25 protein-coding genes and 3 pseudogenes are annotated in these 25786 nt (G+C 42.7%); 20 read left to right on the top strand and 8 right to left on the bottom strand.

Annotation, left to right across the window (positions count from 1 at the left end; translation table 11 throughout):
- Window positions 1-14 precede the first annotated feature (14 nt).
- The 3 genes from MKP07_RS10155 to MKP07_RS10165 all read left to right on the top strand — a co-directional run bounded on the left by MKP07_RS10155 (window position 15) and on the right by MKP07_RS10165 (window position 1620).
- Window positions 15-263 (top strand): hypothetical protein, encoded by a 249-nt coding sequence (locus MKP07_RS10155; protein WP_240847098.1) that lies wholly within the window; start codon window positions 15-17, stop codon window positions 261-263.
- A 114-nt stretch (window positions 264-377) separates the two neighbouring features.
- Window positions 378-1217 carry an SDR family oxidoreductase gene (locus tag MKP07_RS10160; RefSeq protein ID WP_240847099.1) on the top strand — a complete coding sequence of 280 codons (840 nt, stop codon included), beginning with the start codon at window positions 378-380 and terminating at the stop codon, window positions 1215-1217.
- A 124-nt stretch (window positions 1218-1341) separates the two neighbouring features.
- A complete protein-coding gene (locus MKP07_RS10165; RefSeq protein ID WP_240847100.1) occupies window positions 1342-1620 on the top strand; it encodes a hypothetical protein in 279 nt (92 codons plus the stop codon).
- A 61-nt stretch (window positions 1621-1681) separates the two neighbouring features.
- On the opposite strand, the gene lptB is transcribed toward MKP07_RS10165, so the two are convergent.
- The 3 genes from lptB to MKP07_RS38240 all read right to left on the bottom strand — a co-directional run bounded on the left by lptB (window position 1682) and on the right by MKP07_RS38240 (window position 4266).
- The gene (gene lptB / locus MKP07_RS10170; RefSeq protein WP_317235797.1) at window positions 1682-2503 is read right to left on the bottom strand and encodes an LPS export ABC transporter ATP-binding protein; all 822 of its coding nucleotides are present in this window, start codon (window positions 2501-2503) and stop codon (window positions 1682-1684) included.
- Between the two features lie 250 nt (window positions 2504-2753).
- Window positions 2754-3440 (bottom strand): GH3 auxin-responsive promoter family protein, encoded by a 687-nt coding sequence (locus MKP07_RS38235; RefSeq protein ID WP_262919237.1) that lies wholly within the window; start codon window positions 3438-3440, stop codon window positions 2754-2756.
- Window positions 3409-4266: a GH3 auxin-responsive promoter family protein gene (locus MKP07_RS38240; protein ID WP_262919238.1), complete on the bottom strand. Its 858-nt coding sequence runs from the start codon at window positions 4264-4266 to the stop codon at window positions 3409-3411. Before MKP07_RS38240 ends, MKP07_RS38235 begins: the two co-directional genes overlap by 32 nt.
- A 257-nt stretch (window positions 4267-4523) precedes the next feature.
- On the opposite strand from MKP07_RS38240, the gene MKP07_RS38245 reads away from it, so the two are divergent.
- The 14 genes and pseudogenes from MKP07_RS38245 to MKP07_RS10230 all read left to right on the top strand — a co-directional run bounded on the left by MKP07_RS38245 (window position 4524) and on the right by MKP07_RS10230 (window position 16883).
- The gene (locus tag MKP07_RS38245; protein ID WP_262919239.1) at window positions 4524-4754 is read left to right on the top strand and encodes an FAD-dependent oxidoreductase; all 231 of its coding nucleotides are present in this window, start codon (window positions 4524-4526) and stop codon (window positions 4752-4754) included.
- Window positions 4755-4812: 58 nt separating this feature from the next.
- Window positions 4813-6090 (top strand): glycerol-3-phosphate dehydrogenase/oxidase, encoded by a 1278-nt coding sequence (locus MKP07_RS38250; RefSeq protein WP_317235798.1) that lies wholly within the window; start codon window positions 4813-4815, stop codon window positions 6088-6090.
- Between the two features lie 147 nt (window positions 6091-6237).
- Window positions 6238-6678, top strand: coding sequence for a carboxypeptidase-like regulatory domain-containing protein (locus MKP07_RS10190; protein WP_240847102.1), 441 nt, complete (start codon window positions 6238-6240; stop codon window positions 6676-6678).
- Window positions 6623-7612 carry a TonB-dependent receptor plug domain-containing protein gene (locus tag MKP07_RS10195; RefSeq protein ID WP_240847103.1) on the top strand — a complete coding sequence of 330 codons (990 nt, stop codon included), beginning with the start codon at window positions 6623-6625 and terminating at the stop codon, window positions 7610-7612. Before MKP07_RS10190 ends, MKP07_RS10195 begins: the two co-directional genes overlap by 56 nt.
- Window positions 7564-9471: a SusC/RagA family TonB-linked outer membrane protein gene (locus tag MKP07_RS10200; protein WP_240847104.1), complete on the top strand. Its 1908-nt coding sequence runs from the start codon at window positions 7564-7566 to the stop codon at window positions 9469-9471. The genes MKP07_RS10195 and MKP07_RS10200 overlap by 49 nt, the downstream gene beginning before the upstream one ends.
- Before the next feature lie 17 nt (window positions 9472-9488).
- Window positions 9489-10433, top strand: coding sequence for a SusD/RagB family nutrient-binding outer membrane lipoprotein (locus MKP07_RS38255; protein ID WP_262919241.1), 945 nt, complete (start codon window positions 9489-9491; stop codon window positions 10431-10433).
- A 32-nt stretch (window positions 10434-10465) separates the two neighbouring features.
- The gene (locus MKP07_RS38260; protein WP_317235986.1) at window positions 10466-11071 is read left to right on the top strand and encodes a SusD/RagB family nutrient-binding outer membrane lipoprotein; all 606 of its coding nucleotides are present in this window, start codon (window positions 10466-10468) and stop codon (window positions 11069-11071) included.
- Window positions 11072-11156: 85 nt separating this feature from the next.
- Window positions 11157-12740, top strand: a complete 1584-nt coding sequence (locus MKP07_RS10210; protein ID WP_240850754.1) for a DUF5689 domain-containing protein — start codon at window positions 11157-11159, stop codon at window positions 12738-12740.
- 69 nt (window positions 12741-12809) lie between these two features.
- The gene (locus MKP07_RS10215; protein ID WP_240847105.1) at window positions 12810-13325 is read left to right on the top strand and encodes a hypothetical protein; all 516 of its coding nucleotides are present in this window, start codon (window positions 12810-12812) and stop codon (window positions 13323-13325) included.
- A gap of 246 nt (window positions 13326-13571) precedes the next feature.
- The gene (locus MKP07_RS38265) at window positions 13572-13826 is read left to right on the top strand and encodes a glycerophosphodiester phosphodiesterase family protein (RefSeq protein WP_262919243.1); all 255 of its coding nucleotides are present in this window, start codon (window positions 13572-13574) and stop codon (window positions 13824-13826) included.
- Window positions 13814-14323, top strand: coding sequence for a glycerophosphodiester phosphodiesterase family protein (locus tag MKP07_RS10220; protein ID WP_262919244.1), 510 nt, complete (start codon window positions 13814-13816; stop codon window positions 14321-14323). Before MKP07_RS38265 ends, MKP07_RS10220 begins: the two co-directional genes overlap by 13 nt.
- 304 nt (window positions 14324-14627) lie before the next feature.
- Window positions 14628-15436: pseudogene (locus tag MKP07_RS43680) on the top strand (FGGY family carbohydrate kinase).
- Window positions 15430-16119: an FGGY family carbohydrate kinase gene (locus MKP07_RS43685; protein WP_262919245.1), complete on the top strand. Its 690-nt coding sequence runs from the start codon at window positions 15430-15432 to the stop codon at window positions 16117-16119. Before MKP07_RS43680 ends, MKP07_RS43685 begins: the two are co-directional and overlap by 7 nt.
- A gap of 54 nt (window positions 16120-16173) precedes the next feature.
- Window positions 16174-16883: pseudogene (locus tag MKP07_RS10230) on the top strand (MIP/aquaporin family protein).
- A 15-nt stretch (window positions 16884-16898) separates the two neighbouring features.
- On the opposite strand, the gene MKP07_RS10235 reads toward MKP07_RS10230, so the two are convergent.
- The gene (locus tag MKP07_RS10235; protein WP_240847106.1) at window positions 16899-17273 is read right to left on the bottom strand and encodes an isopentenyl-diphosphate Delta-isomerase; all 375 of its coding nucleotides are present in this window, start codon (window positions 17271-17273) and stop codon (window positions 16899-16901) included.
- A 270-nt stretch (window positions 17274-17543) separates the two neighbouring features.
- On the opposite strand from MKP07_RS10235, the gene MKP07_RS10240 reads away from it, so the two are divergent.
- Window positions 17544-17744 carry a hypothetical protein gene (locus MKP07_RS10240; RefSeq protein WP_240847107.1) on the top strand — a complete coding sequence of 67 codons (201 nt, stop codon included), beginning with the start codon at window positions 17544-17546 and terminating at the stop codon, window positions 17742-17744.
- A 431-nt stretch (window positions 17745-18175) separates the two neighbouring features.
- Here MKP07_RS10240 and carB read toward each other — a convergent pair.
- The 4 genes and pseudogenes from carB to MKP07_RS10265 all read right to left on the bottom strand — a co-directional run bounded on the left by carB (window position 18176) and on the right by MKP07_RS10265 (window position 23639).
- Window positions 18176-21024, bottom strand: a pseudogene (gene carB / locus MKP07_RS10250) (carbamoyl-phosphate synthase large subunit).
- Window positions 21025-21169: 145 nt separating this feature from the next.
- Window positions 21170-22231, bottom strand: a complete 1062-nt coding sequence (locus MKP07_RS10255; RefSeq protein ID WP_240847110.1) for an adenylate/guanylate cyclase domain-containing protein — start codon at window positions 22229-22231, stop codon at window positions 21170-21172.
- 290 nt (window positions 22232-22521) lie between these two features.
- On the bottom strand, window positions 22522-23028 hold the full coding sequence (locus MKP07_RS10260; protein WP_240847111.1) for a hypothetical protein: 507 nt from the start codon (window positions 23026-23028) through the stop codon (window positions 22522-22524).
- Window positions 23029-23042: 14 nt separating this feature from the next.
- On the bottom strand, window positions 23043-23639 hold the full coding sequence (locus MKP07_RS10265; RefSeq protein WP_240847112.1) for a hypothetical protein: 597 nt from the start codon (window positions 23637-23639) through the stop codon (window positions 23043-23045).
- A 244-nt stretch (window positions 23640-23883) separates the two neighbouring features.
- Between MKP07_RS10265 and MKP07_RS10270 the strand changes: the two genes are divergently transcribed.
- A complete protein-coding gene (locus tag MKP07_RS10270) occupies window positions 23884-24204 on the top strand; it encodes a M23 family metallopeptidase (RefSeq protein WP_240847113.1) in 321 nt (106 codons plus the stop codon).
- Between the two features lie 55 nt (window positions 24205-24259).
- Window positions 24260-25672: a M23 family peptidase gene (locus MKP07_RS10275; protein WP_240847114.1), complete on the top strand. Its 1413-nt coding sequence runs from the start codon at window positions 24260-24262 to the stop codon at window positions 25670-25672.
- The last annotated feature ends 114 nt before the right edge of the window (window positions 25673-25786 follow it).

The raw sequence follows: 25786 nt of genomic DNA on the forward strand, positions 1-25786 counted from the left end.
AATCATTGCAAAAAGTGTACCTGCGGGATAGCGTAAGGGTGGTTAGTATTAAAGGCGATACGCTGACCTGTGATGATCTTTGGTGGGACCAGGGTCGGCAAAAGTTTTATACAGATAAGCCAGCCAAACTCAGAAGACCGACGGGTCTTATAGATGCAAAATTGGGCCTTGAAGCAAATCAGGACTTCAGTGATATTCAATTCAAACAGGTAAAAGACAGCCGTATCTTAACGGAAGAAGGCGCTGTGCCTAACAGCCAATAACGATTTAATCTTTGATTAATCACAGCTTTAATTTTGCTGGCAAGGCCAATTGCTGTTGCTTTTTAGTATCTTAACCTGAGCAAACACTATTATTCCATTTTCAACCTGCGAGCCATGTCATTAAAAAATAAGACCGCATTTATTACCGGAGCCAGCCGCGGTATTGGTAAAGCTATTGCCCTTCGCCTTGCTAAAGAAGGTGTAAATATTGTTGTTGCCGCAAAATCTGTCAGGGAGAACGAAAAACTGGGTGGCACTATATTTACTGCTGCAGCGGAGATTGAAGAAGTGGGAGGAAAAGCGCTGGCCGTACAATGTGATATCAGGGATGAAGTAATGATAGAGGATGCCGTTGCTAAAACAGTAGCACAGTTTGGCGGGATTGACATTGTTATTAATAATGCGTCGGCCATAGCGCTTACAAAAACTGAGGAAACTAAAACCAACCGGTTCGACCTCATGCATGATATTAATGTGCGGGGTACTTTCCTGGTAGTGAAAACCACGCTTCCTTATTTAACTCAATCAGCACACGCACATATTCTTACCTTATCGCCACCCGTTAATTTAAACCCCAAATGGCTGGGAAATCATATTGCTTATACCATGAGTAAATATAATATGACGATGATGGCTTTAGGCTGGGCGGAGGAATTTAAAAAGAATCCCATTGCCTCTAACTCCTTGTGGCCGCGCACCACTATAGATACTGCAGCGGTAAGAAATTTGTTAGGCGGAGAGACGCTGGCCAATATGAGTCGTACCACGGATATTATGGCCGATGCGGCGTATCATATTCTTAAAGAAGCTCCTGCCAATTGCACCGGTCACAGCTTTATTGACGAAGATATTTTAAAGCAAAATGGTATCGAAAATTTCGAGCACTATGCCGTAAAAAAGGAGCGCCTTTATATACTGACTTATTTCTTGACTAAAAGCTTTACAGTTCTTTAAGAAAAAACAGGCTATTTTCTCAATAAATAGCTAAAACCGATGGTAAAAACCCTGTTTTGTACAGTATTTGATTAGGTAATGATTGAGCACAACGCTCCATTAATCTTAACCAAATTGAATTATTATGGACAAAATGGAAAAACTGGAAGCAATGAATAAGGTTTTGCGGGAACTGGAAGATCTGAAAAATAGTGAAACCTCAGTGTTGAAAAAGGTGGCACAGGTAGAGGCCGAAAATATAAACCTGGGTATTGGTTTATTGGATAAAAAACTACCCGATATTCATGAGTATTCAGATAAGTCAATTGAAACTATAGATGGCCTGCTCAATGAATTTTTGGAGTACCGTGATAAATTTGTAAAAGACAATAACCTGACTCCAAGCGAAGAAGTTATTTCATAATTGGTTTTTTATTACTAGGGGTTTAGCAAACTGCCCGCAATTTTTAGTTGCGGGCAGTTTCTTATTCTGTAGGTTGAGCGGGTTCAGATTGTTGTTGTTCTGAACTTCTGATGGCTTCCTCCAGTATATAGTCTTTACGTTTGAGCTCAAAGTTTCTACCCAGGTATAGTTTACGCACCTGCTCATTAGCAGCCAATGCCTCAGCTGTTCCCTGTTCAAAGATTTTTCCGTCAATCAGCAAATAAGCACGATCGCAAATAGACAGGGTTTCGTTTACATTGTGGTCGGTTATTAAAATACCGATATTTTTAAACTTCAGCTTTGCCACAATACTTTGAATATCTTCCACCGCAATAGGGTCAATACCGGCAAAGGGTTCATCTAATAAAATAAACTTAGGATTCACGGCTAACGCCCGCGCAATCTCTGTACGTCTGCGTTCACCTCCACTCAACACATCACCGTTACTTTTGCGTACGTGGCCCAATCTGAATTCGGCCAGTAAAGACTCCAGCTTTTCTTTCTGTTCGGTCTTATTCAGCTTCGTCATCTCCAGTACGGCAGAAATATTGTCTTCCACACTGAGTTTTCTAAATACAGAAGCCTCCTGTGGCAGGTAACCAATACCCATCTGGGCCCGTTTGTACATGGGTAGTTTGGTGATGTTCTGATCGTTCAGGAACACATTTCCCTCATCTGGTTTAATTAATCCTACTACCTGGTAAAAAGAGGTTGTTTTGCCCGCACCATTAGGTCCCAGCAATCCCACAATTTCGCCCTGGTTTACTTCAAACGAAACATTATTTACAACGGTACGTTGTCCGTAACGCTTCACCAGATTTTTTGTACGTATGGTCATTTCCATAAGGCACAAAAGTAACATGCTAATTCGATAATAGTGCTATGTGTTTCTGTTAAAAAGCAAATCAAAACATATAATGCCTGTACTTGACCAATGTTTGGGAGGGTTTGACTTTTATAATTAACAAAAGGGCCTGAAAGTACCCGGATAGGTGATAAGATTATTGGGCGTTTATACAATGTTGTGGCCCTCCTCCGAATGATATCTCAAAAAATATGGAATCTATAAAAGGCAGAGCGGGTGTTTGAATTACGGTAAACAAAAAATCAGATCAGGTGTTTGCCGCTAAAATTTCCTCTACATATTTTCTTTCATTGCAAAGCCTTGGTACTTTGTTTTGACCTCCGAGTTTGCCTTTTAGCTGCAGCCATTTATTAAAACTGCCTTTAGGCATATTGTGTACTTTGGGTAAGCTAAGCGCTATGTTCTTATACCGTTTTGCTTCATAGTCGCTGTTAATGCTTTGCAAGGCTGCATCAAGTTCGGTAACAAAAGCATCAAAATTGGCGGGTTCCTTTTCGAACTCAATCAGCCATTCGTGAGCCCCGTTGTTATTGTCAGAAAAATAAACAGGGGCTGCTGTATAATCATTTACCACAGCACCGGTTTTCTTACAAGCTATACCAATTGCCTGATCGCTATTGTCCACAATTACTTCTTCACCAAAAGCGTTAATATAGTGTTTTACCCGGCCGCTTACGATTATTTTATAAGGCTCTTTCGATACAAATTTGATGGTATCTCCCAGTAAATAACGCCATAAGCCACCGTTGGTGCTGATCACCAAAGCGTAATTGGTGTGGAGCTCTATATCTTTCAAACCAATTGTTTGTGGATTGGGGGTGCCATATTCGCTCATGGGCATGAACTCCATGAAAATGCCATGATCGGTAAACAAAGCCATACCCTCATCACCCGGTATGGCATTAGCTGCTGCAAAAAAATCCTTCGCTGGCATTATAGCTTTCCAGGTAATGAATGGGCTTGCCAATAATACTTTTAAATTGTTCGCGGTAAGGTGTAAACGAAACGCCGCCATGCATATACAGCTCCAGATCGGGCCATATTTCAGCAATCGTTTTTTTACCCGTCATCTCCAGCAATCGCTTAAACAGTATCAGGGTCCAGGTGGGAACCCCACTGATAGAAGTTACATTTTCATTGACGGTTTGAAGCGCCATTTTCTCCAACTTATCCTCCCATTTATCCATCAGCGCAATCTCCAGGTCGGGCGTACGAAGCCAGTGACCCCAAAAAGGACTATTTTGTAAAAGCACAGCGCTTAAGTCTCCGTATTGCGCTTCGTTATTAACCGGGTTAATAGTATGGCTACCTCCCAGTACCAGCCCTTTCCCGGTGAGCATGGCGCTGTCCGGGTTATAGGTATAATACATCGTCAATACATCCTTGGCTGCCTTAAAATGACAATCTTCCAGGCTTTCCTCGCTAATAGGTATAAACTTGCTTTTGTCGCTGGTTGTACCACTGCTTTTGGCAAACCAGAATATAGGACTATTCCATAGCAGGTTTTGCTCTCCCTTCATCATCCTTTCGATATAGGGCTTGAGGTCGTCATATTCACAAATAGGAACAGCCTTTTTAAAGTCTCTTATATTATCGATATTATGAAAATCGTGCTTGCGGCCATATTCTGTGTACTGGGCTGAAGTTACCAGGTTTTGAATAACCTCCCTTTGAGAATCTACAGGATGGCTACGCCAGGCATCAATACGCCATTGACGCATACGGGCAAGAGATGATATGGCAGGACTTAATAGAGCCATGGTGAGTTGCGCAATATTAATACAAAAGCTTAATAAATAAATGGGTTATGATGGGAATCATCGGCAACTGTGAGCAATATCAACTGTAACCCAACAAAAGCGGTCAGATAGCGCCATGTTAAATTTTAATCAAAAAAATTAATATAAAGAAAATGTAACAAATCGTAAATTTTAGAAATTTTTATTTTGTTTTGCTTTCTGAAACTTTTGTTATATTTGGTTTCATAAGTTTTCGTTTTAAATAAATCGAAACTTCTATGCAAAGTATTTTTAACCGCGATTATGTCTTGCAGCAACTGGCCTCCCAGGAGATCTGGGATGTGTTGGTTATTGGTGGTGGGGCTACAGGGTTAGGTGTGGCGATGGATGCGGTATCGAGAGGGTATAAGACCCTTTTGGTAGAGCAGGCCGACTTTGCCAAGGAACATCCAGCCGTAGTACCAAGCTGGTACATGGCGGGGTACGCTACCTTGCACAAGGCGATATAAAGCTGGTGCGGGAAGCTTGCATAGAACGGGGGTTGCTTCAAAAAATGCACCTCACCTGGTGAAAAATCAAACCTTTGTCATTCCAGTTTATAATTTCTGGGATAAAATAAAATACACGCTGGGCTTAAAGGTTTATGACTGGATTGCCGGTAAGCTCTCGTTGGGCAGATCGGTATTTATAACAAGAGCCGAAACCCTGGAGCAGTTACCTGGTATTAAAGAAAAGGGACTGTTAGGAGGCGTTTTATATCACGACGGGCAATTTGACGATTCGAGATTAGCTATCAATATCGCGCAAAGCGTGGTTGAGAACGGCGGATTTGTACTAAATTATGCTAAGGTGACTGGCTTGCTCAAAAACGAAAATGGCAAGCTTAATGGCGCTACGGTTGTGGATGAAGAAAAGGCAGAAGCCTACCAGGTAAAAGCCAAAGCAATTGTAAATGCTACCGGCGTGTTTGTCGACGATATTTTAAAAATGGATAATGCCAAAGCCGGGCAAACAGTAGTGGCGAGCCAGGGGATTCACCTGGTGGTTAATAAAAAATTTTATCCTTCTGCGCATGCATTAATGATCCCGGAAACCAGTGATGGCCGCGTGCTGTTTGCAGTACCCTGGCATAACGAAGTGGTGCTGGGCACTACCGATACACCTGTGGGCAAGCCCAGCATGGAGCCTCGGGCATTGGAGCGGGAGATTGACTTTATATTACAAACGGCATCGGCTTACCTGCATGATGCGCCTACCCGTAAAGATGTTTTAAGTGTGTTTGCCGGTTTACGACCCCTGGCGGCACCCCAAAATGATTCTCAGAAAACAAAGGAAATATCCCGGAGTCACAAGATCATTACCTCCTCATCTGATCTCTTTACTATTATTGGCGGTAAGTGGACCACTTTCAGGAAAATGGGGGAGGATATGATGAATATCATAGAAAGTCATTTGCAATGGCCGTCTCAAAAAACCAAAACCGAAACTAAAAGAATACACGGCTTCAGCGAAACAGTTAACTGGAGCGACCCTTTTTATTTTTATGGCAGCGATGCCCCGGCCATCAGGCAACAAATTAATGGAGCTCACCATACATGGTTAAGTGAAAGCCTGAAAATACACGAGATGCAGGTACGCTGGGCGGTACGGCATGAGATGGCCCGTACAGTGGAAGATGTTTTAGCACGCAGAACAAGGGCACTACTCCTTGATGCAAAGGAGAGCTTGCGAATATGTTCTGATGTAGCGCATATTATAGCTACTGAATTAGACCGGGATAATGACTGGATCGACGAGCAGATTGACAGTTATACGAAGCTTGCAGAGCAGTATCAATTAGCTTAAAAGCCGCTACAGTACTGCGTTTGCTGCGGTATGACTATTTCGATATTATCTTTTTATTATCAAAAGTTGAAAAAATTATTACCATTTTTTTCGTGTGATTTGGAACGGTTATTAACACTTCTTTTGCAAACCAAAAAATAAGCTACAATGTCCTTTTTAAACAAGATTCCTCATTTTCGGCAAAGAAAATTATTGGTTGTGCTGTTGTTAATGCTATCGGGCATGACAACATTTGCGCAGCAGCGTATGGTTACCGGTACGGTAAAAGATGCAAAAACAAAACAGCCTTTGGCGTTAATCAGTGTGCAGGTAGAGGCAAGTTCAAGAGGTACCATGACTGATAACAAAGGTGTGTTTACGATTCAGGTTGCTACTGGCGAAAGATTGACATTTTCAGGCGTAGGCTATGCTACAAACCAAATAGTTATGGACAACAGAACAACACTAAATGTTGAGCTGGTGGCTGGTGAGGGTGAGCTGGAAAATGTGCAGATCACCACGGCCCTGGGTATCAAAAAGAAAGCCCAGGGAATTGGGCTTTGCAACCACTACTTTAGAAAACGAAGATTTAACCAATGCGTTGTCTAACAACTGGACAGATGCTCTTTCAGGTAAGGTTGCAGGTTTAAACCTGGTTCGCTCTAATAGTGGGCCTGATGGTTCAAATAAAATTATACTTAGAGGTGAAAATAACCTTACGGGTGAAAATGAGGCATTGATCGTTGTTGATGGTGTTGTAATTAACAACGGTAGCGCCCGGCGTTCTGCAAATGGCAGCGATCAGGTTTATGGTGTTGGTAGCGATAACATGCCTGCTGACTACGGTAGCGGCTTGAATGATATCAACCCGGAAGACATCGAGTCGGTAACGGTTTTGAAAGGGCCGGGTGCAGCGGCTTTATATGGTTCCAGGGGTGCTAATGGTGCTATTATCATTACTACAAAATCGGGATCCAACAGAGATAAAAAGAAATGGAAAGTATCTTTAAATTCCAACTACGCATGGGAGCAGGTAAATAAATGGCCTGACTTGCAATATGAGTATGGTATTGGCTTAGATGGCCAGGCTGACTTATTAACCAACACCGGCACCTCATCGGCGTACGGACCAAAATTCGAGGGGCAACAGTTTACGAATCAATTTGGGCCAGGGCTGCAAACAAGAGATGCACAGAATGCAACACTTTGGCGCCCTTATCCGGGAAAACATGGTGTTAACGGTTATTTCGAAAACGGAGAAACATATACTAATTCTATAACACTGGCACGTAGCTGGCAAAAAACAAACCTTAGACTGTCTTACACCGACGTAAGGAATAGCTGGATTACCCCGAATACAGGCTACCAACGTGGAACTTTTGCGCTTTCGGGTGACACGAAGATTACTGATAAGCTTAAAGTTTCAGTAAAAGGCGGTTATACCAACAAATCGAGTGATAATATTCCCGGTGCGGTTATGGTAACCAGTCCATTATGTATTGGTATATTTTCTGGCAGCCCAATGCGGATATTGATTGGCTGAAAAACTATTGGGTGAATGGGCAGGAAGGTCGAAAAATATTTTATCCGTATTCTACCTTTCCTGAAAACCCCTATGCTATAGCTTATGAGTTCTTAAACGAATATGAGCGGAATAATCTAACGGGAAACGTTCAGGTGAGTTACGATTTTACGAAGGACTTAAGCCTGATGGTGAGACAATCGGGTGATTATACCATGGATGACCGCGCTCAAAAGCGACCATGGGATGCGGGATCTAAAATGATACGCGGCAGCTATCGCACCCAGGACATTACTTCGCAGGAATATACTTCAGATTTCTTGTTAGGCTACAAGAAGCAGCTAAACAGCAATTGGGATTTGAAAGGAACGCTTGGCGGGAGTATTACTAAAAACAGGTATAGCAGAGAAGACTTAAGGGCCGATGGGCTTTTATCTCCCGGCGCCTACACTCTTGATAGTGCCGAAACAGACGTGCAGTCCTATCCATACAGAAGTATGTTCGAATACAGTAGTTTGTACGCGATAGTGAACGCCGGCTATAAAGATTATTTGTATTTAGAGCTGACCGGGCGCAGAGACTGGACCAGTACGCTCGCCAATCCTTATAGAAGCAACTCAGTTGGGTTCACGTATCCGTCTTTAAATATTAGCTATATCTTATCGGAAGCTGTCAAACTTCCTTCAAGTATCGACTATGCAAAATTAAGAGCGTCCTTTTCTAATGTGGGTAGCGGTGGTACAGTACCTTATCGTACTTCTTACGGATATGGCCCGCTTCCTATGTACGATTCATATGCGAATGGCGATTATTATTCTGCCCCATTGGTTTTGGTAAAGCCCGATTTAAGGCCGCTGCGAACCGTAACATACGAAGTAGGAGCCGAAATACAAATGCTTAAAAGGCGTCTTGGTTTAGATATTGCCGCGTATATGGGTAATACAAAGGACCAGATACTGCAATCCATTATAGACCGTTCGTCTGGTTACAGCGGCGAAATTATCAATGCAGGTAAGGTTCGCAATATAGGTTTAGAAATAGCGTTGAATGGTACACCTGTAAAAGTTAAAGCAAAAAATGGGTTTAAGTGGGATGTTAATGTTACTTTTTCCAGCAATAGAAACAGAATTATGGAAATTCCCGACTCCTCTGTAGTGTTAGGAACCGGAGCTGTAGGTAGTGGCCAGATTGTGGCAAGAGTTGGAGGTAGTATGGGTGATATGTATGGCCGGGGCTTTGTACGTTCTCCTGACGGACAGGTGGTTTTTGATCCCGTAACCGGCAACGCTAAAATTACCGAAGGGGTAGTGTTTATAGGTAACACCATACCGAAAGGCAAATTGAGTATTCAAAACGCATTTTCATTCAGAAACTTCAGAGTCTCTGCCTTATTCGATGGACAGTGGGGTGCAGTAGGTCACTCATTAATGCATTATAAAATGGTAGAGCAGGGTAAACTTAAGGTAACTGTACCTGGCCGCTATAATGGTATTATTGGCAATGGCGTATTAGAAGTGTTAGACGCCAAAGGAAATGTAACCGGATATAGGAAGAATGATGCAGTGGCAACAGATATAGATGAGTACTATCGATCGATGATGGGGGTAGATAATGCAGAAGGAAGTTCATTCAGCACTGACTTCATCAAATTTAGAGAAGCGCGCATAGACTATACGGTACCTGCCAGACATTTAAAAAGACTAGGTATTGATAGAGTAACGCTTGGCCTTTATGGCAGGAACCTGTTTATCTGGTCGCCATGGCCCATGTTCGATCCCGAATTTGGTACTCTGAGCGGAACCGATATTACACAAGGATTTGAAATGGCTCAGTTCCCTTCCACACGTACTTTGGGAGCCAATTTAGTAATTACGTTCTAAACATTAAAATATTTGACATGATAAAGAATATATTATTGGGAACTTTATTGCTGACATTTGTGCTGCAATCCTGTACCAAAAGATATGACGAAATTAATACAAACCCTAACCTTCAACCTGTCGTAAGTCCCGAGCAATTATTTGCACCTGCGCTTGTAAATATTCTGAGCATCAATATGTCTCGTAACTACAGTTTCAATAATGAGCTGATGCAGGTTACGGTAAATATGGGTGATGGTGACGGTAAGGTTTTTCGTTATGATATTCGCACTACCTGGGGTACACAGCCCTGGAACAATTTGTACTTGCAGCTTACTAATCTTAAAAATGTATACAGTATCGCTGATACAAGCAGCAGGTATAAAAATGATAGCTATAAAGGGGTTTCTATAATTCTGCAGTCCTGGGTATACTCGATACTGACAGATACTTATGGTGATATACCTTATTCAGAATCGAACCTGGGCAGGCTGGAAGATGGTGCCAATCGCAGGCCGAAGTTCGATAAGCAAAAGGACATTTACATGGCTATCTATGATAGTCTTGAAGTGGCGAATAAAATTTTAGAGCAAAGTAAAGATACCATCACCAGTAACTCCGATCCTGTATTTAAAGGCGATATAACCAAGTGGCGCAAATTTGGCAACGCTTTATATATGCGCCTGTTGTTGCGTTTGTCTGGTAAAAGCGAGGTTGCTGCAGCGGTCGTTTCAAAATTTCAAAATATTATAAATAATCCTGTACAATATCCCATTATTTCAAGTAATAGTGAATCGGCCATTTTACGTTGGTCAGGCAGCGCAGTAGCAGCCGAGCCCATGTCTTCTCCGTTTAACTCGATGCGTGTGCAGGATTTTCGTTCTCCGGGTCTGGGAGAATTTTTTATAGGCAATTTGCGTAACTGGAACTCTCCTCTTATACAAACTGCTGCGCGCACGGCACCAACAGCATTAACCGTTTAGGTATTGCGCAGGGCTCTAACGCCTGGTCCGGTATACCTTCAGGTTATGCTCCCGGCCAGGATGTTTCAAAATCGTCTTACTTTTTCAGTAGCGATCAAAATACAACCAACCAGGTTACAACTCCCAGAATTAACATGCAAACAGATCCACTCACGGGACAAATGCTGAATTACTCAGAGGTGCAATTTATGTTAGCTGAAGCGGCATTAAAAGGCTGGATTAGCGGAAACGATTCTCTTTATTATAATAAGGGAGTATTGGCTTACATGCAAATGTGGTTACCTACTTCATTCACTCAGGCCCTCCTTACTTCAGGCGGTACTACCGGCGGCGGATTTTTAGGCGACGCAGATATATCTTACCTGCCGCACCTTTCTTTCGACGAGAAAATGGATCTTATTCATCTGCAAAAATATTACGCTTTGTTATGGTGCGATATGCAACAGTGGATTGAATATCGACGTACCGGACATCCGGTTTTGCCTAAAGGTCCGGGCTTGAGAAACAATGGTGTTATGCCTGCAAGATTGAACTACCCGGTAGAGGTTCAATCTACCAACCCTACGTACTATAAAGAGGCGGTTGCATCGCAGGGACCAGACAATATAGCTACACAAGTGTGGTGGCAAAAACCATAACCCATTTTATTAAAAGCAACATCAGAAAACGATAAAAAAAGAGATAGATGAAAAAAATATTTTAAACAGCTTTTTTATAGCCTTGGTGCTTTTGGCTTTGGGTAGCTGTAAAAAAGGAGGCTTTGGCAACTATCCCGGAGGTGTACCCTACGAATATATTGCAATATTCGATATTCGAAATATATACAAAGGCCAGGATGTACAGTTAACCAGGGATGCTTTAGCCGGAGCAACATTCTTACATGCGATAGTAACTTCAGATCACTCCGGAGGTAACCTGCCTGAAGGCTTGCTGGTTTTGCAGGATAATCGCCGCAATAACTGGCTGAGAGGGATTTGCGTAAACCTTGGTGCCGATGCAGCTAATTATCATCCGGGAGACTCCGTAAAAATAAAAATTGAAGGCGCTACGCTGACCCGTAAAGATGGGGTATTACAAATTACTGATTTATCAGCCAGTGATGTGGTTAAGACTTCTTCAGGCAATGAAGTAACGGTTACAAAAATAGATGCAGGCGCCATTTTAGCCAATCCGCAGACGTATGAAAGTATTTTTGTAATGGTCACCAAGGCTGGGTTTACGCCAGTCCCTCCAGAAGGTGCTTTAATGAAGGATGAAGAATATGTGAATGATGGTTTTGCTACTATACGGTTAATTACGAACCCTAACGCTGTTTTTGCCAATGACCCTGCCCCGGGGTTGGCTGTTTACAAAGGGATTACTTTTAACACTTTAGATGCGGCTGGCAAATTAATTCCACAACTAAGACCCAGAATTAAGAGCGATTTGATTTCTATGGGTAATATTTCTTTGGCTCAACCCCTTATTATTACCGGTTTGCAGCGCGACCCGCAAGGGGGCGACGGTAACTACGAGTATGTGCAGATGATGGCTACTAACAATGATATCGATTTTTCTGTAACGCCTTATTGTATTGTGTTTACCAATAATGCCGGAGCTTCCACACCGTTGGGTGCTCCTGCACATGGGTGGGCTACAGGAGGCCAGCGAACTATTAAGTGGAATATAACATCTGGCATTGCCAAAAAAGGACAATTCTTCTATTTTGGAGGAACTACCAAAATGATTAACGGATCAGCATCTACTCCTTACACCGGGGATAGCTGGTATGCAAAACAATTTATCACAACAACGGGCTATTTTAATGCGGGAGATGGAGGCGTTGTAACGCCTTCCGCTTTTGGTTCTGCTACAGGTACTCCATCGGGCCCTTTTGCTAACTCTGGTAACCCATGCGGTGTGGCTATATTTAAAGGTATCAACATCAATAAAGAATCGGTTCCGGCAGATGTGATTTTTGTGAGTTTAAAAGGTACAGGAGGCTCTTTGTACCAGCCGGCTACAGAAACAGCACAAGCGCTGGGGTATAGGGTAACTACAAACGATTGGTACGATGCCGTAAATCCTGATAACCTGGAGCCACAGCCGTTCGCAAGAATGACAACGGGTGCTTTGGGTATCAACACCAAAAGTGTTCCATACTACACAGCAGATTTGGGGTATTTCGATTTGTTAGGAGGCGTATATAATACAACATTAGGCAGGTGGACCAAAGCACGTTCCGAATCTACCTTTATAGACCTAGAAAAGACGTCTACCTGGGCTGAAATAGAAACAGGAGACAATGTTACCAGGCTGGAAGAGTAGTACATCAATGTTCTTTATTATTATCGGTTTCAGGTCATATTGCTTATTCAATAACTTAAAAATTTTAAAATGAAAATCAAAAGCATTTACACCTTATTTGTTGTGTTTCTTATTATCGTAGGGAATATATTCCCTTCACAAGTTAACGCAACAATGCAGGCGACTACCGGCTTACCTAGTTGTCATACATCATTAATTGGCCGGCTCGGAAGTTTCAACTGTTCGGGTTATGGCGAATATCTATCTATAAAACCGCTTACACTTACTAAAAATGATCCTACGAAACCCTATTTGAAATTAAATATACTGGATAGGGACACCGTAGTTGTAGAAGAGGATAATGAACAAAAAATTGTAGAAGTACGGGGAGATATTGTTTTACACTTCTATACAGATGCAACGATGCAGTATTTTGGAAATGCGGCTTATGTAACGGCTAGTATAAGTATAACCGGAGCGTCAAGCCCGCTTATAACTACTATTGAAGAAGTGGAGAACTACATTCTTTATGATGCAACATTAAGCAGGAGCCATTATTACAAGGATGGAAGTGGTAATTGGGTTTTTGGTTGCCCCGCCGGTTAATACTTCATACATACTTAATTCCAGTAGTGAATATAATGTATTATAAAGTTTAACTTAAAAGCGAAAGGGTTGGTTAGCATTTTATCTTTTGTTGCAGTAAAGAAGATGAGGGAAATGGCCTTATCCACGTGCTTCTTTATGCTATTGTCGTGTTTATGTACAGCAACTTGTCTCGGTCAAATAAATTTTGATGCCCAGGCTCACCGGGGCGGTCGCGGACTGATGCCTGAGAATACTATTGCTGCAATGCGGGATGCGATTGACTGGGGAGTAACTACCCTGGAAATGGACCTGCAGCTAACCCGGGACAAACAGGTAATTGTTTCGCATGACCCTACGTTCAATGCTAACTTCGCCATTACGCCACAAGGAGATACAATGACTGTCGCAGCCGCACGTAAAGTCATTCTTTATCAGCTGCCTTACGATTCGATTGCGAAGTATGATGTAGGGCTTAAGTTCAACCCTGAATTTCCCAGGCAAAAAAGATGCCTGCCATAAAACCACTTCTGGCTGTTTTGTTGGACAGCACGGAGGCCTATGCCAAAGCAAAGGGCAGGAAAATTCACTATAATATTGAAATCAAATCTAAGCCGGCTGGAGATGGTATTTATTACCCGGACATCGCCACGTTTGTTGACCTGGCGATGCGTGTGATAGACAGCCGGAATATTACTGATAGAGTGGTGATTCAATCTTTTGATATCAGAGCTTTGCAACTGCTGCATCAAAGACATCCGCAATACGCTTTGTCTTACCTTATCGATGCAAAAGAAAACAGAACCTTAGCTGAATTGACCAGTGCTTTAGGATTTAAACCCGAAGTGTTAAGTCCGAATAGCGCTATAGTGAGTACTAAATTGATTAAAGATTGCCATAAACAGGGTATAAAAATAATACCCTGGACGGTTAACGATGCAGACGGTATACGAAAGTTGAAAAAGATGGGTGTGGATGGAATTATTACCGACTATCCGGATTTGTTTTCTCAATTGTAAGTTCTATCTTGGTATAATAAATTAACGATTGAACGAAGCTTGCAGGTTTAGTATATTAGTGAGTAATGCGAATTGGGTTTAAACCATTAAGGAATTAAGAAATGTTAAGTACAGTTCCTATGGCATCAATGGTTCGTTACTATGATTAGTGATGAACGCGGGTTTAAACAACTTAAGAGTTAAGGACGATCAGGAGGCATTTTCTTAATAACCTTAACGACTTAATGTTCATCAATGTTATTATTATGAAGCGTTATTTATAAAATAATACTGTTCCTGATATTGAACAATAAAACGATTGATTATGTCAAAATACATCCTGTCATTTGACGCGGGCACTACAAGTTCGCGCGCTATTGTTTTCGACAAAAAGGGCGACATTATTGCGGTTGCTCAAAAAGAATTTCAACAGATATTTCCTAAACCCGGTTGGGTAGAACACGATGCCAACGAGATCTGGAGCACCCAGATAGGTGTTGCCGCAGAAGCTATTGTAAAAGCGGGGATAACAGCTACAGACATTGCTGCGATAGGCATTACCAACCAGCGGGAGACCACCGTTGTATGGGACCGCGCTACATCACAACCCATTTACCATGCTATCGTTTGGCAGGACCGCCGCACCAGCGATTACTGCGATGAATTAAAAATAGATGGCACGGCTGAAATTATTAAAGAAAAACCGGGCTGGTAACCGATGCTTATTTTTCGGGGACCAAGCTAAAATGGATATTGGATAATGTTGAGGGCGCCAGGGAAAAGGCGCAAAACGGAGAACTGTGTTTTGGCACCGTAGATACCTGGTTGCTCTGGAAATTAACTAACGGCAAATCGCATTGTACGGACGTGAGTAATGCATCACGTACCATGATCTTCAATATACATACCCTGCAGTGGGACCAAGAACTGCTGCAGAAAATGAACATACCGGCGGCTGTATTGCCTGAAGTGCGCTCCAGCAGTGAAGTGTATGGGCATACCCAACACCTGCTAACATCGGCCGAAATACCTGTAGCAGGTATCGCAGGCGATCAGCAGGCGGCCTTATTTGGCCAGATGTGCACCCATGAAGGCATGGTAAAAATACATACGGCACGGGCTGCTTTATGTTGATGCATACCGGCACACAACCGGTTGTCTCTAAAAACAACCTGCTAACCACTATTGCCTGGAAGATCAACAATGAAGTGCATTACGCTTTGGAAGGCAGTGTATTTATTGCCGGAGCAGTGGTGCAATGGCTGAGAGACGGATTAAAAGTAATTAAAAAGTCGGCCGATGTAGAAGCATTGACGGCTACAGAGCAGGACAACGGCGGGGTGTATATGGTGCCGGCGTTTACCGGCCTGGGAGCGCCTTACTGGAATCAGCATGCAAGGGGCATTATTGTAGGATTAACCCGCGGCTCCAGCGATGGTCATATTGCCCGTGCTGCCGTGGAGAGTATTGCTTACCAAACAATGGATGTACTAAAAGCGATGGAAGCCGATGCCGGGATTACAATTAAAGAAGTACGGGTCGACGGTGGCGCTACAATCAATGATTACCTGATGCAGTTCCAGTCCAACCTGCTCAATACAGCGGTAGTACGACCTACGATTACAGAAACTACTGCGCTTGGGGCAGCTTACTTGGCTGGACTGGCAGTTGGTTTCTGGGAAAGTGTTGATGAAGTGCAGGCTTATTGGAAAAAGGAAAAATCTTTTGAGCCTTATATGAAAGATGAGGTTCGAGGCAAACTTCAAAAAGAATGGAAGCGGGCGATAAAAGCTGCACAGACCTGGTCGGAAGAGTAATTCAATGTTAAAACTGCGGTTGCTTATACACACGTAAACCTTAAACAGATTTCAATGAACATATTTACAAGCGAATTAGTAGGTACGGCTATTCTTATTCTATTAGGGAATGGCGTGGTAGCTAATGTTGTACTTAATAAGACGAAGGGTAATAACAGTGGCTGGATCGTTATTACGTTTGGTTGGGCCATGGCTGTTTTTGTCGGCGTATTTATTTCATCTAAAGCGAGCGGGGCACATTTAAATCCGGCGGTAACACTGGCTTTAGCTTACCTGGGTAAAGTCGAAGGGGCTCTGATCCCTTCTTATATCGGGGGCAAATGCTGGGCGCTATGTTGGGTTCCTTATTGGTTTGGCTTACTTACCGGCAGCATTATACCGCTACGGAAGATACAGCAGCTAAACTGGCTACCTTTAGTACAGGGCCGGCAATAAGAAATACTTTTCATAACCTGGTTACAGAAGCTATCGGCACTTTTGTGCTCATATTCGCAGTGTTATTTATTATTGCACCTGCCAATAGCTTAGGCGCTCTCGATGCTTTACCCGTTGCCTTTATAGTACTGGCTATAGGCTTAAGTTTAGGAGGGGCAACCGGCTATGCTATCAATCCTGCGAGAGACCTGGGCCCTCGTATCATGCATGCCCTGTTGCCCATTGGTAAAAAAGGCAGTAGTGATTGGGCTTACAGCTGGATACCTGTTGTAGGGCCAGTTCTAGGGGCTCTGGCAGCAGCAATGATTTTTAAACATTATATGATGTAGTTTGCCTTTGCTTCTTTAGCTTTTAAGGCTCATTGTATCAATGATTATTTTGAACCAGGGTGTATATTTGTCTGGATGAGCTGAAATGTCCTGTTGAAGTGAATCCATTGATGTGAATTTCCAGTTGGCTACTTCATCTGTATTGATAACAGGGTTACCGCTAAATGTTCCAACAAATACATGATCATACTCATGCTCTGTGAGGCCATTGTCAAATTCGGCTTTGTAAATAAACTCAAATGACTTTTGCAGGTCGCATTCAATCCCCATTTCTTCCTTAAGTCTTCGAAAGGCTGCGTCTTTTACATCTTCATCAGGATATGGATGGCTGCAACAGGTATTGGTCCATAGTCCGCCACAGTGGTATTTGTCAAATGCCCGTTGCTGCAAAAGCAGTTCTTTTTATCATTAAATAAGAGTACTGAAAACGCCCGATGGAGGACGCCTTTTTGATGCGCTTCCAGCTTCTCCATTAATCCAATAGGTTTGTCATCTTTATCAACGAGTACTACCTGCTCATGTAATGAGTTCATGTAGCGAAGATAAGATTTCGTGAATGTAATTGGTGTCCGGCAAAGGACTAAGTACATTCCACATTATAATATAAGGCTTTGTTGCGTTCAGTTTCGATTGAACGTCATTCTAAATAAACCATAATTTATGAGAAACACGTTTTTAATAACCCTGTTTTTAGCAACTGCTATGATATCTATTTTTACGGGTTGCAATAAAAGAAGCGGCGGCAGGGGATGTGATGTCTCAAGAACCGTTTATTCAAGAGAAGTGGCGATGGTGTTATCTTTTATAAACAAAGACAGCATCAATCTTCTAACAACCAAAGAAGTGAACCCCAGGATATAACTGTGAAGTATGGTGGTGTGGATGTAGATACGCTATTGGTTTATGATGGAAACAACCCTCAAACTCTAAAGTATTTATCAGTTCTGAACTTCACTAAGACCGGTGAAAATACACTAACCATTTCCGTTAGGGGGATACCACACACCTAAGCTTCAACAGTAAATGGGTGCCGGGAGGCTGCGCCGGACCCAAAAAGGATCTTTCTGATTTTAAAGTGGATGGTAAAGTTGTGACATCAACATTGACATCCGAGCAGGTATATGCAAGGGGTACTAAAATGAATATGAATTTTATAAAGCTTTACTTTATTCTGTAAGCGCTGTAGCAATTTGGACAACCTCAGAATGTTTATGCTATGAGCAGATATGAGCAGAGCTAACAAAAAAGTCCCTGCCAGTGGCAAGGACTTTCTCGAGATAACTAGAAAGTTGTTATTTACTCAAAAACATGCTTCTGTCTTTATAAAGCTGTCTGAAATAGGGATCTTTTAAATCTTTAATAAAGCGGATGGCTTCACCTGTACTTTTCATTTCAGGGCCTAACTCCTTATTCACTCCCGGGAACTTATTAAAGCTGAATACAGGCTCCTTTATAGCAAAGCCTTTTAGCTTCTTTTCAAACTTAAAATCTGTCAGTTTATTAGCCCCCAACATTACTTTAGTAGCGATGTTCAGGTAAGGGATCTGGTAAGCTTTTGCAATAAATGGCGTAGTACGCGAAGCACGAGGATTCGCTTCGATTACAAACACGTTACCATCTTTAATAGCAAATTGTATGTTAATCAAGCCCTTAATGTTTAGCGCTCTTGCAATTTTCTCAGCATAATGCTCCATGGTCGTTACTTCCATTGGAGAAAGGTTGAAAGCGGCAGCATGGCGTGGCTGTCACCACTGTGAATACCAGCAGGCTCAATATGTTCCATCACACCCATTACGTGGAAGTTTTCACCATCAAAAATGGCATCCACTTCTGCCTCCTGGCAACGATCCAGGAAATGATCGATCAGGATCTTATTACCAGGAATATGTTTCAGCAGGCTGATTACTGCTTTTTCCACTTCTTCATCATTAATTACAATACGCATGCGCTGACCACCTAATACATAGGAAGGGCGAACGAGTACCGGATATCCCACGCGGTTGGCTACTTCCACGGCTTCATCCACCGTCCAGGCTGTTCCGTAGTCAGGGTAAGGGATCTTTAAGTCTTTCAGCATATCGCTAAAACGACCACGATCTTCGGCAATATCCATATTATCAAAAGAAGTACCGATGATCTCCACGCCCAGGTTCTTGATCTTCTCAGCCAGCTTTAAGGCTGTTTGTCCACCCAGCTGAACAATTACACCTGCAGGTTTTTCGTATTCGATCAGCTCACGTACATGCTCCCAGTATACCGGCTCGAAGTATAATTTGTCCGCCATGTCGAAGTCTGTACTTACCGTTTCGGGGTTACAGTTCATCATAATGGCTTCGTATCCTGCTTCTTTAATCGCCAGAAGTCCATGCACGCAGCAGTAATCAAATTCAATACCCTGGCCGATGCGGTTAGGGCCACTACCTAAAACAATGATTTTTTGCTTTTCGGTGATTTTTGATTCATTATGTGTTAGTCCGTCGCCTCCAAAAGAAATGCTCGGACTGTCAAACGTACTGTAGAAATAAGGCGTTTTTGCTTCAAATTCTGCGCTGCAGGTGTCTACCATTTTATAAACGCGGTTAATGCCTAAAGTTTTACGTTTAGCATATACCTCGTCTTCTTCAGCACCTACCAAAGCCGCTATCTGTGCATCGCTAAAGCCGTTTACTTTCGCTTCGCGGATGATCTCAGTTGTCAGATCTTCCAGGCCCAGCTCAGTTAATTTTTTCTCTATTACGCAAAGTTTCTGTATCTCAGAAAGGAACCAACGATCGATACCATTAGTGGCTTTCGATATGGTACCTACTGATACACCAGCCATCAGAGCATCCTTGATTCGGAAGATCCTGTCCCATTTCGGAGTTTTGATGTATTCCAGTAACTCCTCGCCATGCATCAGGCTTTTACCATAATAGCCCAACCCGATCGCATTATTCTCCAGGCTCTGGCAGGCTTTCTGTACCGCTTCGTTAAAGCTGCGGCCAATAGCCATTACCTCACCCACACTCTTCATCTGTAAGCCAAGGGTATCGTCGGCTCCTTTAAATTTATCAAAGTTCCAGCGTGGAATTTTTACGATCACATAATCCAGCGCCGGCTCAAAATAAGCTGATGTAGTTTTGGTGATCTGGTTTTCCAATTCATCCAAATTATAACCGATAGCTAGTTTCGCAGCAATTTTTGCAATAGGATATCCTGTTGCTTTTGAAGCCAGGGCCGAAGAACGGCTTACCCGGGGGTTGATCTCGATAGCAATGATTTCTTCAGTAGTTGGGCTCATAGAGAACTGAACGTTGCAGCCTCCTGCAAAATTCCCCAGGTCGCGCATCATTTTAATAGCGGTATTTCGCATCAATTGCATGCCGGTGTCGCTCAGGGTCATAGCCGGAGCTACGGTAATGGAGTCGCCGGTATGTACGCCCATTGGGTCAAAGTTTTCCACTGTACATATAATACATACGTTGTCGGCATTATCGCGTAAAAGTTCCAACTCAAACTCTTTCCAACCCAAAATAGCCTTTTCTACCAAAACCTCGTGAATGGGGGATGCCTGTAAGCCTCGGTTGAGGGCTTCATCCAATTCATCTTTATCATGAACAAATCCACCACCGGTACCACCAAGGGTAAAGGAGGGGCGAATTACCAGCGGAAATCCGATTTCCTGTGCAAATTCCTTTCCTTCAAGGAAGGAGTTGGCTGTTTTGGCAGTGGCCACGGGTACGCCCAGTTGAATCATCCACTGGCGGAACTTTTCGCGGTCTTCCGCTTTGTCGATCGCTTTAATGTCTACACCAATAAGCCGTACATTGTGGTGCTGCCAAATGCCCAGTTCCTCAGCTTCTTTAGCCAGGTTCAAAGCGGTTTGTCCGCCCATAGTAGGCAACACCGCATCAATGTCATTCTCCTGCAGTATCTGCTCAATGCTTTCTACTGTAAGGGGCAACAGGTACACCTTATCCGCCATCATAGGGTCTGTCATGATAGTGGCGGGGTTACTGTTGATCAGTATTACTTTAATACCTTCTTCGCGTAAACTTCGGGCGGCTTGCGTACCAGAGTAGTCAAATTCACAAGCTTGTCCGATAATAATGGGGCCGGAGCCGATAATCAAAACTGATTTTATAGAAGTATCCTTGGGCATTTTTTTATTTTCCTTTTTACCTAAAAAAACAAATTGCGCAAAAGTACGGGTTTGAAGGGAAAAGGGGGCTGGTTTTTTATTATTTTATCATCAAATGTGAGCTCCCGTTTGGATTTTTGTTTGCTGTGGGTATTATCGGGGTCGATCAGTCAAAATTTAATGCGTATAGTTTTTCTTTTTCCAAACGGCCTTTTAGTTCGATGGTCCCGATTTCCGTAATGATGTAAGAGAAGGGTTGATGAAAATTGTTCATAAATCCGCCCGAAACGATGAAAGGTTGCCCAAATTCATGGCATTTTCCCCGCAGGCGGGCCGTGGTGTTTAATGTGTCGCCGCTATAAATCAGGTCCTTTTTTATAATACCAACAAAACCAGCGGTTACGGATCCACAGTGCACACCCGCCTTGAATGTAGGAACCGCCCCATATTTATCTCTATAAAATTTCTCTCTTCTTTTTAATATATAAAAAGCCTGGCGGATAAATCGTAATGCATAAATTTTATTTTCCGGCGATTCTTTCCACGATAACACAACTTCGTCACCTACGTACTGATAAATTTCGCCGCCATTAGCTAATACCGGTTGGGTGATATCCGAAAAGAAATCTCTCAATAGTAAGAAATACCGTTCATGCCCGATTTGTTCAGCAATGGAAGTGGCATCGTTAATGTCGAGGAAAATAAAAATTCGGTTTTCTATTTTAGGTTGATGATACTCGCCACGCATCATACTCCAGAAACCACCTGGTCCGTATTTATCAGTAATTTCAAGCCATACCAGCGACAGTAGAGTGAGTAGCCCCATGTCCAGCATGAAAACCAAAAATCCCCTTGTATATAATATATCTTCAAAAAAGCGTTCTGAAAACCGGGTGATCGTTCCATTGTAGCTAAAAACAAAATAAGCCAGCAACATGAAGAAAGCTACAATGATAAACAGGCCCAATGCCAGGGCGAGTTTAAACAGGAAGGCCAGCCACAGGGCATGTTTTCGAAATGCATTACGCAGGTAAAAGATCAACGTAGCCGAGACCGCAGTTCCCATAACAGCAAAAGACAGGCAGAATATAAACAGGGAGTGATTGCTTAATAACTGCTTTTCAATTTCCAGAATGTTGAACAGGAAGAGAATGCCAAATAGTATCCAGATCCCACAAAGGGTAAACAGCATTTTTAACCTGAAGTATAGAATACGTTTGGAAATCATTTTATGGTTTAAGCATCGTGCAGCAATTTAAAAACGGTAAAGCAAAAATAGAAGATCAGTTTGTATCTTAATTGCATTTTTAAAATGAACATCAGCAGTTTTTCCAGAGTTGTTGATGCTGTATTTCTATGGGTAAGAGATAATGATCTATTTATATCAAAAGGGGGTGGGAAGTTTCGCGTGTTTCTCAACCAGAGTATCTATTCGTTATAATTGATACAGATGGCTAATAGAGAGGCCCGGTTGAACGTTCAACCGGGCCTCTTGATGTGTTTTTATTGTATTTTTTACTAATTGAGTATTTTAAAATACTGCCTGGCTGCTTCATAATTTTTTAAATCAACACCCTGCCTGGCCGCGGCAGCGGCAATGCCTCCGGGAATAATAACATATCGATATTCTAAAGATTGCGGGAGGTTTATCATAACCGGTTGTCCGGGAAAATCTTCAGGAACTGCACTTGTAAACCTGCATGAATTAAAAGTGTGCCTGTAAACAAATATCTTTCCTGGTTTATAAAAGCAATTAACCGAATTGGTAGCACCTCCGGCATCTGAAATATAGGGCATTTGGTATGGTCCAATACTTCCAATTCTAAAATAGGTAATTATGGTGCCTGCATTTAAAATTGTAGCAGTAAGCAATGGTGCATCAAGATGCCTTACTCTATAGCAGGTGCCATCTACTGTAGTATCTCTGGACTCATACGGGCTGGTCATCCAGGCAGAATAAATAACATTTGTAGCGCCTGTTGCACCTGTTGGTCCTGTTGCTCCTGTAGGACCTTGTGGCCCCATTGGGCCTTGTAAGTTTACCGGTACCCCCAGGCACCTCCGGTTTTAGGACCGTATAACAAATAGGTTGTTTTGTCTAAGAAGTAATCTCCCTCTGCACCTAATGCAGCATCAGGTGCACCAGTGCCGCTCAATATTTTTGATCCTGGCGTGCCAGCGGCACCTGCACCGGTAGCTCCGATGGCTCCAGCAACACCCGCAGCACCAGTAGCACCAATGGCTCCAGTATTTCCCTGTACCCCGGTAGCACCGGTAGCACCTTGTATCCCCGTGGCACCTGTCGCACCGGTAGCACCTGTAAGGCTTAAAGGTGTACCCCAGCTTGCAGCTGTTTTGGGTCCGTATAATCTAGAGCTATTAATATCCAAATAAAAATCTCCATTAACGCCAAGGCTGGCAGCAGGAGCGCCCGACCCGCTTAAAATCTGGCTTCCGCTGGGCCCCTGAATACCTTGTGCGCCGGCAGCGCCCTGTGGTCCTTGTGGTCCGGCAGGTCCCGTATCACCTTTTTTGCAGGAAATGATAAGTAACAGTAAAAAGAAAGCGTAAAAAACAGGCCGATATACCATTTGTATTTTTGTTTCCAGCGCTGTTAGACTTCTAGCATTTTTCATGTTTTAACTTTTTAAAATATTTAACTTTAGTTTATACAAATGTATTTTATTCGGAAACGCATGAAAATCACTAATAAAGGTGACCTGGGGGATTAACGGACCTAACCGCCTGTCAATTTTCAATTCCCTATTTTTGACCCATGTCGAAGAAAATTTTATTGCCTTTTATATTATTATTGACAGGATTTGTTTCTTTTGGCCAATTATATAAAAACCTGTATATCCGCAAGGCTATTTTAGGTGGGTGACCAACCTTAAGCCAGATATCGTGGCTAATATGGGAGAATTAAGGTCGAATCACTGGCACATGGGCCTTGATGTGCGTACTAATAGCGTGGTCAATCAAAATGTATATGCGGCGGCCGATGGGTATATTTCTTTTGTAGGTATTGAGCCGCTAAGCTGGGGGAGATGGATCATTATAAATCACCCCAATGGCACTTCTACTTTATATGGGCATCTGAATGATTTTAGAGATGATCTGGAGCGTTATGTAACCGAACATCAATATGAGACAGAGTCCTGGAAAACTGCTTTAACCATTCCGCCGGGGCTTTTCCTGTAAAAAAGGTGATTTTATTTCTTTCAGCGGTACCACGGGCGGCTCCCAAGGCCCACATGTGCATTGGGAGGTTATTGATACCAGGTCTGACCGGCGGCTGAATCCAACTTTGTTTGGAACTCCGATTGCCGATAATATTCCTCCCACCGTAATTAAACTAGCTATGTACGACCGGAATAATTCCGTTTACGACCAGACCCCGGTTCAGTACAAGTTATCAAAAGCTGGCGGTAATTACACGGTGCCTGGTGGTGTCATTACTACCAGTCTTGATAAGCTGAGTTTCTCTATACAGGCTTACGATACCAGGAATGGTACCGGAAATCAGGATGGAATTTACAGTGCGAGACTTTTTGTGGATGGGGTTGAAAAAAGCAGCTTTTATATTGATAGCATCGATTACCCGGATAGCAGGTATATGAACTGTCATGTAGATTATAAAATGATCAGCACAGGTGGTAGCTGGATGCAGCACACTTCTAAATTACCAGGTGATTTAAGCGGAGTATACTATGATCTGGGACTGAATAACCTGATACATCTTAACGATACGCTATTGCATAGCGTGAGAATAGAGGTGGCTGATGCCAATGGAAACCAATCGGATATCAATTTCAATATCAGGAATAATGGTGCAATGGCGCCGGCAGTCAGATCTTACGAGTGGCAGGCAGCAAGGCCCAACCGGTTGAGCAAGGCTTCATTTGAAGTAAATATGCCATTGAATGCCATTTATGATAAAATGAATACAGGCTACTCCAGTTCTCCGTCAGCTGCATTGAATAGTGTTTCAGCAAGACATAAATTGGGCGAGACCTATATACCTGTTCACAGTAATTTTGAAGTGCGGATTAAGCCGGATAAATATATTAGTCCCGAAAACCGCAATAAGATCGTTATCAAAAGAGTAGGTAAGAATACAACAGTACGAAAAGCTGTATGGAATGGAGAATGGCTAACTGCCCAGTTTCGAGATTTTGGAGTTTTTGAGGCGTTTATCGATAATGCGCCACCTTCTGTTAATGCATTAGGCAGTGGTGAAGTGGTAAACTTAAATAAAGCAACCCGGATCACTTTCACACCGACGGATAACTATGGCATTGCCGATCTTAGGGTGGAAGTGGATGGGAGCTGGCTTCGATTTACCAATGATAAAGGGCGGAACTGGATCTATAATTTTTCGGATGGAAAAATAGCTACAGGCCAGCACGAACTAGCCGTTATAATAACTGATATCGCCGGAAATACAACGCGCAGGAGCTGGCAGTTTGTGAGAGGCGTTAATCCTCCCGTAGCTACAAAGCCTGCTACTACTAATCTTTTAGAAGAAAAAGAGCGGGCCCCGGTTATCAAAAAGACACCGGCAATTACAAAAACAACGAACAAGGCAAGCGCTAAAACTGCAGCTGCAAAAAAGCAGATAGAAAAGCAACATCAAAGTCTTCTTCTAAAGCATCCTCAAAAACATTAGTAAAAGCTCCGGCAAAGTCCACTGCAAAAACATCCTCAACGACCAAAAAAAGCAGTACGGCGAAAAAAGAGAGCACAACCAAAACAGCAACAACAAAAAAGACGGCCATTTCTT

This window comes from Paraniabella hibiscisoli (assembly GCF_022512515.1).
GTDB lineage: Bacteria > Bacteroidota > Bacteroidia > Chitinophagales > Chitinophagaceae > Niabella > Niabella hibiscisoli.

Excerpts from the sequence above, each read along its gene's own strand:
- MKP07_RS43685 (WP_262919245.1), top strand. The coding sequence starts at position 15,430 with ATGTTGATGCATACCGGCACACAACCGGTTGTCTCTAAAAACAACCTG.
- lptB (WP_317235797.1), bottom strand. The coding sequence starts at position 2,503 with ATGTTACTTTTGTGCCTTATGGAAATGACCATACGTACAAAAAATCTG.
- MKP07_RS38265 (WP_262919243.1), top strand. The coding sequence starts at position 13,572 with ATGCGGGATGCGATTGACTGGGGAGTAACTACCCTGGAAATGGACCTG.
- MKP07_RS10215 (WP_240847105.1), top strand. The coding sequence starts at position 12,810 with ATGAAAATCAAAAGCATTTACACCTTATTTGTTGTGTTTCTTATTATC.
- MKP07_RS38240 (WP_262919238.1), bottom strand. The coding sequence starts at position 4,266 with ATGGCTCTATTAAGTCCTGCCATATCATCTCTTGCCCGTATGCGTCAA.
- MKP07_RS10265 (WP_240847112.1), bottom strand. The coding sequence starts at position 23,639 with ATGAAAAATGCTAGAAGTCTAACAGCGCTGGAAACAAAAATACAAATG.
- MKP07_RS38255 (WP_262919241.1), top strand. The coding sequence starts at position 9,489 with ATGATAAAGAATATATTATTGGGAACTTTATTGCTGACATTTGTGCTG.
- MKP07_RS38235 (WP_262919237.1), bottom strand. The coding sequence starts at position 3,440 with ATGCCAGCGAAGGATTTTTTTGCAGCAGCTAATGCCATACCGGGTGAT.
- MKP07_RS10200 (WP_240847104.1), top strand. The coding sequence starts at position 7,564 with ATGTATTGGTATATTTTCTGGCAGCCCAATGCGGATATTGATTGGCTG.
- MKP07_RS10220 (WP_262919244.1), top strand. The coding sequence starts at position 13,814 with ATGCCTGCCATAAAACCACTTCTGGCTGTTTTGTTGGACAGCACGGAG.
- MKP07_RS10260 (WP_240847111.1), bottom strand. The coding sequence starts at position 23,028 with ATGGGGCCACAAGGTCCTACAGGAGCAACAGGACCAACAGGTGCAACA.
- MKP07_RS10190 (WP_240847102.1), top strand. The coding sequence starts at position 6,238 with ATGTCCTTTTTAAACAAGATTCCTCATTTTCGGCAAAGAAAATTATTG.
- MKP07_RS38245 (WP_262919239.1), top strand. The coding sequence starts at position 4,524 with ATGCAAAGTATTTTTAACCGCGATTATGTCTTGCAGCAACTGGCCTCC.
- MKP07_RS10165 (WP_240847100.1), top strand. The coding sequence starts at position 1,342 with ATGGACAAAATGGAAAAACTGGAAGCAATGAATAAGGTTTTGCGGGAA.
- MKP07_RS10240 (WP_240847107.1), top strand. The coding sequence starts at position 17,544 with ATGAGAAACACGTTTTTAATAACCCTGTTTTTAGCAACTGCTATGATA.
- MKP07_RS10160 (WP_240847099.1), top strand. The coding sequence starts at position 378 with ATGTCATTAAAAAATAAGACCGCATTTATTACCGGAGCCAGCCGCGGT.
- MKP07_RS10255 (WP_240847110.1), bottom strand. The coding sequence starts at position 22,231 with ATGATTTCCAAACGTATTCTATACTTCAGGTTAAAAATGCTGTTTACC.